The sequence below is a fragment of the Anatilimnocola floriformis genome, from assembly GCF_024256385.1.
Classification (GTDB): domain Bacteria; phylum Planctomycetota; class Planctomycetia; order Pirellulales; family Pirellulaceae; genus Anatilimnocola; species Anatilimnocola floriformis.
Genome location: NZ_JAMLFW010000001.1, coordinates 6,095,220 through 6,108,191, shown reverse-complemented (window position 1 = coordinate 6,108,191; position 12,972 = coordinate 6,095,220). Strand labels below are relative to the sequence as shown.

13 protein-coding genes are annotated in these 12,972 nt (G+C 58.1%); 4 read left to right on the top strand and 9 right to left on the bottom strand.

The window, feature by feature from the left end:
- Nucleotide 1: 1 nt before the first annotated feature.
- Both M9Q49_RS24310 and M9Q49_RS24305 read right to left on the bottom strand, forming a co-directional pair.
- On the bottom strand, nt 2–967 hold the full coding sequence (locus M9Q49_RS24310) for a DUF1559 family PulG-like putative transporter (RefSeq protein WP_254511646.1): 966 nt from the start codon (nt 965–967) through the stop codon (nt 2–4).
- A gap of 338 nt (nt 968–1,305) precedes the next feature.
- Nucleotides 1,306–1,950 carry a hypothetical protein gene (locus M9Q49_RS24305; RefSeq protein ID WP_254511645.1) on the bottom strand — a complete coding sequence of 215 codons (645 nt, stop codon included), beginning with the start codon at nt 1,948–1,950 and terminating at the stop codon, nt 1,306–1,308.
- A gap of 139 nt (nt 1,951–2,089) precedes the next feature.
- On the opposite strand from M9Q49_RS24305, the gene M9Q49_RS24300 reads away from it, so the two are divergent.
- Entirely contained in the window at nt 2,090–3,310 is a 1,221-nt protein-coding gene (locus tag M9Q49_RS24300; protein WP_254511644.1) for a hypothetical protein, read from the top strand.
- A gap of 101 nt (nt 3,311–3,411) precedes the next feature.
- Here the strand turns inward: M9Q49_RS24300 and M9Q49_RS24295 are convergent, their stop codons facing one another.
- A complete protein-coding gene (locus M9Q49_RS24295; protein ID WP_254511643.1) occupies nt 3,412–3,972 on the bottom strand; it encodes a hypothetical protein in 561 nt (186 codons plus the stop codon).
- Nucleotides 3,973–4,133: 161 nt separating this feature from the next.
- On the opposite strand from M9Q49_RS24295, the gene M9Q49_RS24290 reads away from it, so the two are divergent.
- Nucleotides 4,134–4,496, top strand: a complete 363-nt coding sequence (locus M9Q49_RS24290; protein ID WP_254511642.1) for a response regulator — start codon at nt 4,134–4,136, stop codon at nt 4,494–4,496.
- Between the two features lie 128 nt (nt 4,497–4,624).
- Here M9Q49_RS24290 and M9Q49_RS24285 read toward each other — a convergent pair whose 3' ends face one another.
- On the bottom strand, nt 4,625–5,374 hold the full coding sequence (locus tag M9Q49_RS24285; RefSeq protein WP_254511641.1) for an SDR family oxidoreductase: 750 nt from the start codon (nt 5,372–5,374) through the stop codon (nt 4,625–4,627).
- A 97-nt stretch (nt 5,375–5,471) separates the two neighbouring features.
- Entirely contained in the window at nt 5,472–5,915 is a 444-nt protein-coding gene (locus M9Q49_RS24280; RefSeq protein ID WP_254511640.1) for a cupin domain-containing protein, read from the bottom strand.
- Nucleotides 5,916–6,058: 143 nt separating this feature from the next.
- Between M9Q49_RS24280 and M9Q49_RS24275 the strand changes: the two genes are divergently transcribed.
- Nucleotides 6,059–8,740: an MGH1-like glycoside hydrolase domain-containing protein gene (locus M9Q49_RS24275; RefSeq protein ID WP_254511639.1), complete on the top strand. Its 2,682-nt coding sequence runs from the start codon at nt 6,059–6,061 to the stop codon at nt 8,738–8,740.
- 38 nt (nt 8,741–8,778) lie between these two features.
- Here the strand turns inward: M9Q49_RS24275 and M9Q49_RS24270 are convergent, their stop codons facing one another.
- The 4 genes from M9Q49_RS24270 to M9Q49_RS24255 all read right to left on the bottom strand — a co-directional run bounded on the left by M9Q49_RS24270 (nt 8,779) and on the right by M9Q49_RS24255 (nt 11,814).
- The gene (locus M9Q49_RS24270) at nt 8,779–9,594 is read right to left on the bottom strand and encodes a DUF7691 family protein (protein WP_254511638.1); all 816 of its coding nucleotides are present in this window, start codon (nt 9,592–9,594) and stop codon (nt 8,779–8,781) included.
- Nucleotides 9,591–10,349, bottom strand: a complete 759-nt coding sequence (locus M9Q49_RS24265; RefSeq protein ID WP_254511636.1) for a hypothetical protein — start codon at nt 10,347–10,349, stop codon at nt 9,591–9,593. The genes M9Q49_RS24270 and M9Q49_RS24265 overlap by 4 nt, the downstream gene beginning before the upstream one ends.
- 77 nt (nt 10,350–10,426) lie before the next feature.
- On the bottom strand, nt 10,427–10,870 hold the full coding sequence (locus M9Q49_RS24260; protein ID WP_254511634.1) for an RbsD/FucU family protein: 444 nt from the start codon (nt 10,868–10,870) through the stop codon (nt 10,427–10,429).
- Between the two features lie 128 nt (nt 10,871–10,998).
- Nucleotides 10,999–11,814: a sugar phosphate isomerase/epimerase family protein gene (locus M9Q49_RS24255; protein ID WP_254511632.1), complete on the bottom strand. Its 816-nt coding sequence runs from the start codon at nt 11,812–11,814 to the stop codon at nt 10,999–11,001.
- Nucleotides 11,815–11,983: 169 nt separating this feature from the next.
- Between M9Q49_RS24255 and fmt the strand changes: the two genes are divergently transcribed.
- Nucleotides 11,984–12,937: a methionyl-tRNA formyltransferase gene (gene fmt, locus M9Q49_RS24250; RefSeq protein WP_254511631.1), complete on the top strand. Its 954-nt coding sequence runs from the start codon at nt 11,984–11,986 to the stop codon at nt 12,935–12,937.
- Nucleotides 12,938–12,972 lie beyond the last annotated feature (35 nt).

Genomic DNA, 12,972 nt, shown 5'->3' with positions numbered 1-12,972 from the left:
ATTAGTAATCTCCCACCACTTCACCGTCGGCCCGCTGCGACAGCCGTTGGTAAGTCACGAAATTGATTTGATTGGTAATCAGGCTCACGTGGCCATCGACGAAGGCGAACTGCGCACCACCCGGGTGCAAGCTGCCAAATGCCGCATTCGACGGGCCGTTGGTGTTGTCGACAAAGGCGCCGAGGCTTGGTTTCGTATTCAACGGGTTAGCCGTCGTTCGCAGTGTCATAAAGCGAGAGCCGGTGGTCCACATGTTCGGCGCGGTGCCGTTAGGAACATTATCCAGGTATCCGTCGCTGTTCTTGGTTTCACCCAGCAAAAACTGGCTGCTCGTGCCGTCGGTGATATCTGCCAGGCGAAAGGTCGAACGATAAACGAACACGCCCGTATTGATGTGCTTAATCGGCGAGCCATTCGGTGGACCTAAGTGACCACCACACAGCCCGTAGTTGCCGGTCGCTGCCTTCTTACCACTGCTGGGTTGATTATCGACGAACGGCTTGGCGCTTTCGCTCGGGCAGACCATGAACTTCGGCCGAGCCGAAACGACTTCCATGTTTGTGGCGTTGTCCCAACCAGTATTCACGCCCCACGGTGCTACGGTAATGTTGTCGATTTTGTTGAATAGAGACGACTGTTCGATATACGGTAGCGTGTGGACGAAGGCGCTCCAGCCGATTGTTCCGCCACCAGTGGTAAAGCCGTTGCACTGATACGACGAATCGCCGTCGCAACCAGTGCGGCCCGGCGGCAGCGTCTTGAGCGAGTCTTCGTAGTTCATCATGCCGAGCGCCATCTGCTTCAGATTGTTCGAGCATTGCGAACGGCGAGCTGCTTCACGAGCGGCTTGCACAGCCGGCAAGAGTAGCGCCACCAAGACGCCGATGATCGCAATCACGACCAGCAGTTCGACTAGCGTGAACGCAGTTCGCTGCGACACGCGACAATTCGCCCGAGAACGAGACATGACAGAAGCCCCCTGCAGAACAAGAACGAAGACGAGACGGCGCGCAACGGAAAATGAAAAGCGGCGCTAGAAAAGCCAAGAATGGGAGAGGCCAGTCGAGTGCCAATGCGTGTGATTACCGACAATAGTAATCACGCTCTGCATTTTTGACGCCGGGAGCGTTTTGTTAAGGGCTTTTTAACCGCGTGTTGCCGCAATTTGTTAGGCAACAGAACCTCTTCAGGGATTATCAGCCCCACTTTGTAGTTGATCGCATAGAAATTTCCGCAGCGGCCATCGACCGTCCGCGACGTCGTTGGTCGGTAAGAGCGCACTCTGATCGGATCCCCGACGGCAACCTACCAGCAGAACGACCACGCTTCGCGGCAACTCCACGTGCACCAATTGCCGGTCGAACTGCAACAACGTCCCCAGCGCACATACCAAGGTTCGCTCGCGGCGAGCGGCGCAATCTGGTGCTCGGTTTTCACCGAGTACACCGGCTCGACAATCTTCATGAGCTTCGCCGGATGAATCGTATGGCTGTCGGCCAGTTCAAACCGGCCGCTACGATTGAGCGTGTTCGCGGCCAACTCGGCGCAGTGCGTACCGTCACCCGGTTTGCCGAGGACGTAGTTCTTCACCGAGTAGCGCCGGCCTAATTGCTCGTCGAGGTATTCGCGCATCGCCGTCGTTTCTGCCGCGGTGAATTTCTGCTCCGGCGCAACAATCCACAGCCGCACCGGTTCGCGGCGATTGCGACCAGCGTTGATCCGCGCCAGCTCTTGATCGTATTCGGCAAACGTCACGCGACGCACGTTGCCGGGCGTGGCTTCGTAGATCCAGGTTTCGTTGCCATCGCGAAACGCGATCGCCACGTGGCCGATCTCATCGCGCGTCGCATACTCCACCACGCTGTTGCAATTCTCCAGAAACAACAGGCTTCCCTCGCCGATCTCCGGTTGGGCCGAACACAGGGCCAGCAGTATCCACAGAGCGTGCATACCATCCTCGTGAAAAGAGCATCCTCGTGGGTTTGAGGATATTGGAAAGTAATTCGTCGGCAGTGTCCAATTCTTGGCGAGCCCGCCGTAGCCCTATAATGCGGCTCCTCCCCAATCCCCCTCCAGCGTTGAAAGAACCATGAAAAAGCTTCTCCTGGCTCTGGCGTTTCTCACATCGTTCGCCTCCCTCGCCGCAGCTGCCGATTGGCCGCCGCAACTGAGCAAGGATGGCGAGTTTGGTGGCCGCAAGCTCGACACCTATCAGCACGGCGTGCGCGAGGAATGGAGCTATGCCGCGCCGCAGACCGATACCTTCCTCGTGTTGCACCCCACTGCCCCGCGCGAAAAAGCGCCGCTGTATGTCGTGCTTCACTCCGCCGGTCACGACGTGCATTCCTGTTTGAAATGCACCGCACAGGTCGGCAACCACGACATCTATCACGCTCCCGCCGATATGTGCGCGCTGTATCTTGATTGCCGCGCGAACAAGGGCGACTGGTGGTGGGGCATCGAAAAGTACAAAGGTGCTGACATCTGCCCGACGGAAAAACGCGTGCTCGACACCGTGAAGTGGACGATCGAAAAATACGGCCTCGATCCCAACCGTGTCTATCTCTGCGGCAATAGCATGGGTGGCAGCGGCACCCTCGGCATCGGCATGCGCAACGGCGACGTCTTCGCTGCCATCAAAGCCAATGTTCCCGCCCGCGTCGAGCATGTCTCGAGCCGGATGTACTTCCCGCCGCAAACCGTTCCTGCCGATGTGAAACTTCCCGATCCGCCGATCTGCGTCGATTACTCGGCGCCGAACGACACCTGGTCGAAGGATCACGACAAATTCGCCGCCGCGATGAACGAACGCAAATATCCCCTCTTCATGTACTGGGGCCCGTTCGGCCATGCCAACAATCATGCGAACATTTTGAAGGTCAACGACCTGATCAATTCGTTCGATTGGCTCAACGTGAAAAAGAACGAAGCCTATCCGGTCTTCACCAGCGCTTCGACCAACGACGCGCAACCTTGGCCCGATAAGCTGATGGAAAAAGCCCCCGGCCAGATCAACGCGTTCTTCCGCTGGAAGCCGGTCAGCGAAACCGCGGACTCCGCCGAGGTTTCACTCTTCCTCACGAAGGCCGACGATTTGAAAACAACCTTCACCATCCCTGCTGAAGCCACAGCCGACATCAGCCTTCGCCGTTTGCAGCAACTCAAAGTTGCGCCCAATCAAAAAGTGAAATGGACCTTCGGCAGCGCGAGCGGCGAAGTCGCCGCCGATGCGAGTGGCGTAGTGACGGTGCCGCAGTTGAAGATCACCGCCGAGCCGCAGACGCTGAAGGTGAGTGCAGTCAAGTCGTAGGGAAACGCTACGAGTAGGACGGACGATTGGTCCGTCCTACGGAAAGACGCCGGCCTACTTTTTTGGCAGACGGTAGACTACGCCATCGACGAGCTGCTGCGCTAATTTCGTGTTTCCGCCAATTGCCGTTCAATAAACCGCTTCCAGTTCTCGGCGATCTTGTCGACTACACGCACCTCCTGGCCGGTGTGGAGATTGCCGAGGCAACGTTCTGGCAGATTGAAGAGCACAACGACTTCGCGCTCGGGGCTGCCGCCGTCGCGAAATCGCACGGCATATTTCCAGGATCGCATTTCGCTGGCGGCTGCGGGGCGATCGACATAGCTCACATACTCGGTGAGAAAGTGCCGATGGTGGATCAAGCCCGGAGCTTTTGAGATGTCGTGCGTCGCAGTGATGGGCAAGGCCTGGCCGGCGAACGTCAAGAGCTCGCTGTCCGCCGTGACTTCATCTCCCAGCGTCAGTAGTTCGACACGCGGGGCCGACTGAATGACCTGAATGCCGTTCGTTCCCCACATCTCCAGCGGCTCGCGACTGGCGAAGTATTTGTAAACGAGGCCCGACGCAGCCGCGATCAGGCCGACGACAAAGATGCCAATCACGACGGCTTTGCCACCGACGGGTGCTGACGAAGATTCCGATTTTGACGCGGGTGCATTCATACGAGCCATCATAATCGATGCGAACCGCGCGCGTGACTCACGCAAAATGCGACAACTTGGCGTGAAGCCGCCTGATGCCAGCGCACAATCGGCGACCTACGTTTACGAAACCGTTTCTAACGGGGGCAGTTCCACGACCACATCGCGCTGAAAGTAGAAACATGACCAAGAAAGTTCTCGTCGCTGACGATTCCAGCACCATGCGCAAGATCATCCTGCGTTCTCTCCAAGCCGTGGGCGTGCCCGATGCCGCCGAAGCGGGCGACGGCGAAGAAGCGGTCAACATGTTCAAGGCCGGCACCTACGACCTGGTGCTGACCGACTGGAACATGCCGAAGAAAAACGGCCTGGATGTGATTCGCGAGATCCGTCAGGTCAACGCCACCGTGCCGATCATCATGGTCACCACCGAAGCGGAAAAGACCCGCGTCATGGAAGCCATCCAAGCTGGCGTGAGCGACTACCTCGTCAAGCCGTTCACGGCGGATATGCTCCGGCAGAAGCTGGAAAAGTTCGAAGGCTAATTCGCCGTAGGCCGGAACGAGCGTACTCGCGCTGTTCCGGCATGAACTGCAGATTGATGTCGTTCGGCGACTCATGCCGGAACTGCGCGGAGTACCGCTTGTTCCGGCCTACAAAGCTACATCAATCGCTACACCGCGCCTGTTGTCAGCCAGTCCGTGAACCGCGTTCTTCCCAGACGCGGATTGGCGCCTGGCGTGAGGCTTTGATCGTTCACGTCGATGCCGAAGTAGCGGGCCTGGCCATTGGTTGCAACTTGCCGCGCGTCTCCCTTCGAAGTGAGGAAGATGCGCACAAGCTCATCCATCCGGATCTTTTCTGGCCCGGCAATTTCCACGATGCCGTTCTCCGGTTCGGCCAGTGCGACTTCGGCCAGCGCAGCGGCCACGTCGTCGGACACAATCGGCTGCATCATCGCCGGCGGCAACTGCACCGTCTGACCATCGGTCGCCGATTGGGCAATCGCGCCAACAAACTCAAAGAACTGCGTCGCTCGGACGACGGTGTACGGGACCGTGCCGGCTGCGATCAGTTTTTCCTGCGCCATCTTCGCGCGAAAATATCCGCTCGTGAGCAGCCGATCGGTGCCGACCACCGACAGCGCGACGTGGTGCTTCACGCCGGCTGCCTTTTCTTCTGCCAACAGATTTTGCGTCGATTTTTCAAAGAACTCGAGCACGGCCTGGTCTTCCCACACGGGTGCGTTGGCGACGTCGACAACCACCGTTGCTCCCTGAATCGCGGCGCTCAGTCCTTCGCCCGTGACCGCGTTCACCCCCTTCGAAGGAGATGCCGCCAACACTTCGTGCCCTTTGTTGCGTAGCAGTGCGACGAGTTTCGAACCAATTAAACCACTACCACCGATCACGACGATCTTCATCACTGCCTCCTGGATCGTGCTGTTTCCCGATCCTGATAATGAAACTGGTCTGTCTTCACACTGAGGACGAACGGATCGCTGAATTTGTGACAAACGTTTATTTTTCCGTTGGCTTTTCGGCCGCTTTTTCTGGAACAGCGATTTCCTTGGCATCGCGCGGATGCAGCACGAAGGCGATCAGTCGCGTGTTTCCCTTGGTGGCTGGATTTCGCGAGACGCGATGCAGCACGCCCGTGGCTTCATAAAAAGTCTCGCCTGCCTTGTATCGCTTCACCGGCAGATCGTTGATGCCGAGTTCGTATTCCCCTTCGGCGACGTACACAAAGCCGGGCCCCGGATGTCGGTGGGGCAGTCCCCCTTGGCCGGGAGCGATGGTCACTTCAACGACAGTTACTTTTGCATCCTTGCCATCGAGTTTCTCAATGATGTCTTGTGCCGACAGCACCTTGACTCGTTCGGCATCTGCGTGATGCTGGGCCAGCATCAACCCGCCAGCGCCGAGGACAATTACGATACAGAGCAACAGAATAGTGCGGTTCATCACGATCTCCTTGTTGTTAGTTACGAGGTTGTGGATTGCGAGGTACGGCAACTAGGACGTATTAGACGCTAAGTTTGTGACAGGCGATTCTGTTTTTTCGAAATTCGTTTCCAATAGCATCGAGTGCATCAACTCCGCGCGATATGGCCAATCAACCTCTCCACACGGCAGAATCAAGGCGACTCGAGGAAAGCGCCCAGCGCACCAACAACTGGCAACGCTGGGGGCCGTATCTCTCGGAGCGGCAGTGGGGCACCGTGCGCGAAGATTATTCTGCCGACGGCGACGCCTGGGACTACTTCACGCACGACCAGGCCCGCAGCCGAGCCTATCGCTGGGGCGAAGACGGCTTGCTAGGGATCTGCGATCGCCAGTGCCGACTCTGCTTTGGGTTGGCGCTGTGGAATGGCCACGATCCGATTTTGAAGGAGCGACTCTTCGGCCTGACCGGCCCCGAAGGGAACCACGGCGAGGATGTGAAGGAGTGCTACTACTACCTCGACTCGACGCCGACGCACTCCTACATGAAGGGGCTGTACAAGTATCCGCAGAGTGAGTTCCCCTACGATCAACTCGTGGCAGAGAATCATCGGCGGGGAAAATTCGACGGAGAATATGAGCTCCTCGACACCGGTGTGTTCGATGAGAACCGCTACTTCGATGTCGTCGCCGAATATGCCAAGGCGTCGCCCGATGATGTGCTGATCCGCGTGACAATCGCTAATCGCGGTCCGGAGGCAGCGCCGATTCACGTGCTGCCGACACTGTGGTTTCGCAATAACTGGATTTGGGGTTGCACGCACGAAGGGTGCGAAGTCAAACCGCGACTCGAAGCCAGCGGCCCGGCCGCGATTCTGGCGCGACACGTTTCCCTCGGCGCATTTCGGCTCGACATCGATCCATCGGCAGCGCCGTTTGAACTGGTCTTCACCGACAACGAAACGAATACCGAGAAGATCTTTGACTACGAAAACGGCACGCATTACGCCAAGGATGCCTTTCACGAATATGTGATTCACGGCAATTCCCAGGCGGTCAATCCGAAGAAGCTGGGCACCAAAGGCGCGGCAATTTTCAAGCTGAATGTTCCTGCCGGAACGGAGATCGTGCTGCGATTGCGACTCACACGAGTCGAAGAAGCAACGGCGACGCCGTTTGCCCATTTCGATGAGGTATTCGCCACGCGCATCAGTGAGGCCGATGCGTTCTATGCGGAGCGACTAGGGACTGCCGATAAAGAAGCGTCGCTCGTTGCTCGCCAGGCCTATGCGGGGCTGCTGTGGAGCAAGCAGTTCTATCACTACGTCGTCCAAGTCTGGCTCGCTGGCGATCCTGATCAACCGCCACCGCCAGCCGCACGGAATGAGGGGCGCAATCACGATTGGCCTCATTTATTCAATCGCGATGTGATCTCGATGCCCGACAAGTGGGAGTATCCGTGGTACGCGGCTTGGGATCTCGCCTTCCACATGATTCCGATGGCGGCGATCGATCCGGAGTTTGCCAAGGCGCAGCTGGAACTGTTTCTGCGCGAATGGTACCTGCATCCCAACGGTCAGATACCAGCGTATGAGTGGGCCCTGTCGGATGTGAATCCACCGGTACACGCCTGGGCTTGCTGGCGGGTTTATAAAATGACCGCGCCGCGCGGCGAGCGCGACGTGGCCTTTCTCAAGCGGGTCTTTACCAAGCTGTTGCTCAACTTCACCTGGTGGGTCAATCGCAAAGACGTCGCCGGGAATCATTTATTCGCTGGCGGTTTCCTCGGTCTCGATAACATCGGCGTGTTCGATCGCAGCCGACCATTGCCCGGCGGTGGCCGACTCGAACAGGCCGATGGCACGGCGTGGATGGCCTTTTACGCATCGACGATGCTGGCCATGGCGCTCGAACTGTCGCAGTACGACGATACGTATGAAGACATCGCCTCAAAATTCTTTGAGCACTTCGTACACATCGCCGATGCGATGAACACGCTCGGCGGGATGGGGCTGTGGCATGAAGGGGACGGCTTTTACTACGACCAGCTGCGCGTCGGTGATTTTTCGTCGCCACTGGGGATTCGTTCGATCGTCGGCATCATCCCGATCTTCGCCGCCGAAGTGCTGGAGCAGGCCGATATCGATCGGCTGCCGGGTTTCAAGAAACGGATGGAATGGTTTCTGAAGCATCGGCCTGATCTCGCGCGGCACATTGCTTACTGCGATCAATCGCACCAACCCGCAGAACACGACGGCGCCAGACCAGCAGGGAAACGACTGCTCGCCATTCCTTCGAAAGAGCGACTCGAACGGCTTCTCTGTTATCTGCTCGACGAAAGCGAGTTCTTGTCGCCGTACGGCATTCGAGCGCTGTCGCGATATCATCTCGACCATCCGTTCGTGCTGGTCGCCGATGGCCAGAAGCATCAGGTCGAATACACGCCGGCCGAGTCCACCTCGAACCTGTTCGGCGGCAACAGCAATTGGCGAGGACCGATCTGGTTCCCGATCAACTACCTGATCATCGAAGCCCTCGAACGATATCACCATTTCTACGGCGATCACGTGCGCGTCGAATGCCCGACGGGATCTGGCAACTACATGAATCTGTTCGAAGCTTCGCAGGAACTTCGTCGCCGCTTGAGCAATCTATTTTTGCCCGATGCCACAGGCCGCCGCGCTTGTCATGGCGATGACGCCCGTTATGCGACCGATCCACATTGGCGAGAATTGCCGCTCTTCTATGAATACTTCCACGGCGACAACGGGCGCGGTGTGGGAGCGAATCATCAAACGGGCTGGACGGCGCTGATTGCGACGATCCTGCGCGATGAGAAAAAGTAGGCCGGAACAAGCGTACTCGCGCAGCTCCGGCAGATTAGCTAGTAATAAAAACTCACAACTCCTCGCTGGGAATCGGCGGCGACTTTCATGCAGTTTGCGTAAGCATGGCGTGCGTTCTCGATGTCAGGATCCGCAGGAAAGCTTAGTTCGATACCAGCCAATCGTTGCACTTCAGCAACAACTTCTTCGGCTGTTAAAAAGCTGAGGTACGGAAAATCGTCGGGCGCTTTCAGCGCGAGCGGATGGCGAATCGTCGCGAGCGGCGAATGGAGTTGCAGCAGCTCTAAATCGCCAATCTCATCTTCGTCTGGCAGACGCTCGCCTAGTACAAAGCTGAGCACCTCCAACGCATAGCCATGTCGCGATTTCCAGTTCTTCGGCACGCTAGCGATTAGCGAGTCTAGCGCTTTATCGTCGGCCGAAAAGCTGGCGCGGTCCGAGCCATCCTCGGACGAACTTCGTGACCACAGGACATCGGGGGCCATCGTTTCGAGACGGTAGATCACTTCCCGCAAGCCAGACTGCGAGTAGCACTCGTTTCCCACTATCATGACCGCCGTATGTTGATCGTTAGACGGCGTTTCGAAAAACAACTCGAGGCTGCCCGTCAGCGACTTGATGAGTTGCGGCAATTTCTCGATCGTTGTTGCTTTGCCACCGAACAAGATCTCGCCTTCACCCGTTACGCGCAATTGCCAGTCGGCGACATAGTCGTAGGGTGGTGGAGGCGGATCTTCCTCGTCGGACGGGGAGTTTGCCTCTCGCAAACGCTCCAGTAATTCCGGATCCTTCGAGCCCACCGCTGCCCGCAATTTATCGATGTCGACTGCGTAGAGAAAAGTCGAATAGCTCACCCCTTCTTCTCCGCCGCTTCCTTTGCCTTCCGCTCTTCCTCTTTCCGCTCCTTATATTCCGCGATGGCCTTGGCTGGATCGGCGTTGAAGTAGTCGCGGCAGCCGGTGCAGCAGACGTAGTACTTCTGTCCCATGTACTCGACGGCCATCGTCCCGGCGCCGCCGGTCACGACGCATTCGGGGCCTTGCGCGCCCTGGCCAAAACCGCTGCCGACGCGGGTGTAGCCGACTTCGGCGAGGCGGACGAGTTGATCGCTGAACTGCGTTTTGCCTTCGTAGAGGACCAGCAACCGTTTGCCATCGGCGACAAAGCGGAGCGAGATCCGCTGCGGCAGACCAGCCGGGGCATCTTTGTTTTCGAGAACGAGTCGCTCATCCTTATCGATCGTCCCGGCATACGCCACTGCCTCGCCGCCATCTTTCGGCGTGGCTTGCAGGGTGTAAGCGTCGGCTTTGTCGCCGGTGATGAGCTCGACCTTGGAAAAGTATTTGCTCTGCTCGGGCCGAGTGAACATCGAGGTCCGCTGAGGGCTGAACTTCCAGGCCCAATCGGCTTGCTCGGTCCAAGAATCCTTTGTGCTTCCGCGCTGCGGCTGCCCCACGCCCTTCCAGCCACCAATCAACTTCTGAATCTTGCTCAACTGCTCCTTCTGAGCATTCAACTGCGCCTCGCTCGCCGGTTTCTCCTCCGCACCAAAAGCGACAACCGTCAGCAAACAAAAACAAAAAACCGCAGCGGTCGAAATGATCTTCATCATCAATCCCCTAATCTCTAACCCCTTCATCTCTTCCTCTCGTCCCTCGCCTCCCGCCTCTCGTCTCTTCCTCTGCCTCACATCCTAACCCCGACATGCAGCAACAGATTCGCATATCGCTGCTGATCTGCTGTTTGAATGGTCAGCACGTGATCGGGCGTGACGACCGCGTCGTAGAATTTCCACTTCTCGATCGGCTCGAGCTTCAGCGATGAACCAGCCGCGGCGATGGTTTTGCGATACGAATCCCACACCGGCGGATCTTCCTTCAGCGCGTAAGGCCCTTCGGTTTCGTACTGCATGGTATGGGCGGCTTCGATCGGAATCGCCGACAAAATGGCTTCCAGCACCTGCGTGCAGTTGACCACGCCGGGCATCAGGTTGAGCGAAATCACCTGCGCCTGCGGTCCGCGCTTGGAAGCGGCGGGATAATTGCCGTCGGCGATCAAGATCGCCGAGTGATGGCCGGCCCGGCCGAGAATGCCGAGGATGTCGGGGTGAATGAGCGTGTGGTTGAGCATGGGGGAGTAGTTCTGAGTTTTGGGTTCTGAGTTTTGAGACAGGAGGGAGGCGGTTCTTAGTTCTTAGTTCGTAGTTCTTAGTGCTTAGTTTGTCTCAGAACTCAAAACCCAGAACTCAGAACTTCTCTTCACCGAAAGTGCTCGTGGAAAGTGTCGATCGTCTGCTTCGCCGCCGCCTGCGAATCTGGATACGGGAGTGCTTCGGCGGAGAGGAACTTGTCGTATTGAATATCGCGCAACGCGGCGGCGATCGGCGCGAAGTCGATGTGGCCGAGGCCGGCGGGGCGGCGGTTGCTATCGACCAGGTGGACGTGGCCGATGTGGGCTCCGCCGGCGCGAATGCCGCCGGAGATCTCGACTTCCTCGATGTTCATATGGAACAAATCGGCGAGGAGCACCACGTTCGTCGCGCCGCTGTCTTCGAGCAGTGAAACACCGGTCTGCATGGTTGTGCAGAAGTTGGTTTCGTAGCGATTGAGAGGTTCGTAGATCAGCGGCACGTTGTATTGTCGGGCGTGCTCGCCGAGCTCGACGAGGGCTTCGCCCAGCCAGGCGAAACCGGTTTCGCGGCTGATGCTCTCGCCCCAACGGCCCTGCATCGAACCGATGATGGCCGGCGCGCCGAGCGGGCCTGCCGTGTCGATGATCGAGCGGATGAAGTCTTTCGCCTTGGCACGGATCGTTGCGTCGGCGTGCGTCAGGTGCAACTTGTGTTTGACCCAGCCGGCGCCGGTTCCCATCGCGGCGAGTTTCAGATTGTGATCGGTGAGCAGTTTCTTCACCGCGGGGATGTCGATCGCTTCAGGCCCCGGCGGAAATATTTCGATGGCATCGAAACCGAGCTCGGCTGCACTCTGGGCGGCCGCGGGCAAATCGTCCCAAAAAACAAACGGCCCGCCGCGGGCTTCGGCTACCAGGCTGACGGTCACACTCGAAAGAGGCATGTTCATTCCAACGGTGAAAAAGTTGCGTGCATCCGGCGAGGTGCCAGTATCGACAGCCGATCTGCCACTGGCAACTGGTTCAACGCTTCCCGCCTAGTGAGTCAGCCGTTCGCCGATTACAAACAACAGGCATCCACACAGATCGGTTTGAGTACAGGAAGGCGGCTGCATGCGTTTGCTCATGATGGGAACCGGTCCGTTTGCCGTCCCTACATTCCAAGGTTTGCTCGACTCGTCGCACGAGGTTCTCGCGCTCGTCACTCGCCCTACGCCCGCGCCCAAGGGGCGCGAAAAGGCGAGTCTCAATCCGATGCGCGATCTGGCCGAGGCTCGCGGCTTGACGGTTTATGCGCCCGACAGCATCAATACCGAAGAAGCAGCTGCGCGACTGCGTAAATGGAATGCCGATTTGTTTGTCGTGTGCGACTACGGACAGATCTTGTCGCGCGAGGCGCTCGGTCTCGCGCCGCTCGGCGGAATCAATCTGCATGCTTCGCTGCTGCCGAAGTTTCGCGGCGCTGCGCCGATCAACTGGGCCATGCTCAACGGTGAAGCGGAAACCGGCATTACGGTGATTCACATGACACCGCGGCTCGACGGCGGTCCGTGTCTCGTCGTCCGCAGCACGCCGATTGGCTACGAAGAAACGCAGCCAGAACTCGAACGCCGCTTGAGTGAGATGGGCGTTACTGCCGTGCTCGAAGCCATCGAAATGTTGAGCACCTGGGATCGCACCTCCACGCTCGGCACTCTGCAATCGAAGAGCCAGGTGACGAAAGCGCCGCGACTCGCAAAGAGCGACGGCTTGATCGATTGGACCAAATCGGCAGCGTTCATTCAGCGGCAAGTGCGAGCGCTCAAACCTTGGCCAACAACCTTCACCCACTGGCAACGTCCCGGCGGTGAACCGTTGCGCGTGATCGTCGATCATGTGATCGTCAGCAATGAACCACCCGCCGCCGAACCGGGCACCGTCGTGGTTAGCGACGGCAAGCAACTAGTCATCGCGACTGGTGAAGGTCGGATCTCGATCGATGCCCTGCAACCCGCGGGTAAACGCGTGTTGCAGGTGAGTGAGTTTCTTCGCGGGTATCCGGTGAAGGTTGGCGAGAAGTTCGCTTAACGTCTCGCCGAAATCTCTGCTTCGAAGTGCTTCGC

What these genes read in the sequence shown, in the direction of transcription:
- M9Q49_RS24310 (WP_254511646.1), bottom strand. Translation starts at nt 967, where the DNA reads ATGTCTCGTTCTCGGGCGAATTGTCGCGTGTCGCAGCGAACTGCGTTC.
- M9Q49_RS24305 (WP_254511645.1), bottom strand. Translation starts at nt 1,950, where the DNA reads ATGCACGCTCTGTGGATACTGCTGGCCCTGTGTTCGGCCCAACCGGAG.
- M9Q49_RS24300 (WP_254511644.1), top strand. Translation starts at nt 2,090, where the DNA reads ATGAAAAAGCTTCTCCTGGCTCTGGCGTTTCTCACATCGTTCGCCTCC.
- M9Q49_RS24295 (WP_254511643.1), bottom strand. Translation starts at nt 3,972, where the DNA reads ATGAATGCACCCGCGTCAAAATCGGAATCTTCGTCAGCACCCGTCGGT.
- M9Q49_RS24290 (WP_254511642.1), top strand. Translation starts at nt 4,134, where the DNA reads ATGACCAAGAAAGTTCTCGTCGCTGACGATTCCAGCACCATGCGCAAG.
- M9Q49_RS24285 (WP_254511641.1), bottom strand. Translation starts at nt 5,374, where the DNA reads ATGAAGATCGTCGTGATCGGTGGTAGTGGTTTAATTGGTTCGAAACTC.
- M9Q49_RS24280 (WP_254511640.1), bottom strand. Translation starts at nt 5,915, where the DNA reads ATGAACCGCACTATTCTGTTGCTCTGTATCGTAATTGTCCTCGGCGCT.
- M9Q49_RS24275 (WP_254511639.1), top strand. Translation starts at nt 6,059, where the DNA reads ATGGCCAATCAACCTCTCCACACGGCAGAATCAAGGCGACTCGAGGAA.
- M9Q49_RS24265 (WP_254511636.1), bottom strand. Translation starts at nt 10,349, where the DNA reads ATGAAGATCATTTCGACCGCTGCGGTTTTTTGTTTTTGTTTGCTGACG.
- M9Q49_RS24260 (WP_254511634.1), bottom strand. Translation starts at nt 10,870, where the DNA reads ATGCTCAACCACACGCTCATTCACCCCGACATCCTCGGCATTCTCGGC.
- M9Q49_RS24255 (WP_254511632.1), bottom strand. Translation starts at nt 11,814, where the DNA reads ATGCCTCTTTCGAGTGTGACCGTCAGCCTGGTAGCCGAAGCCCGCGGC.
- fmt (WP_254511631.1), top strand. Translation starts at nt 11,984, where the DNA reads ATGCGTTTGCTCATGATGGGAACCGGTCCGTTTGCCGTCCCTACATTC.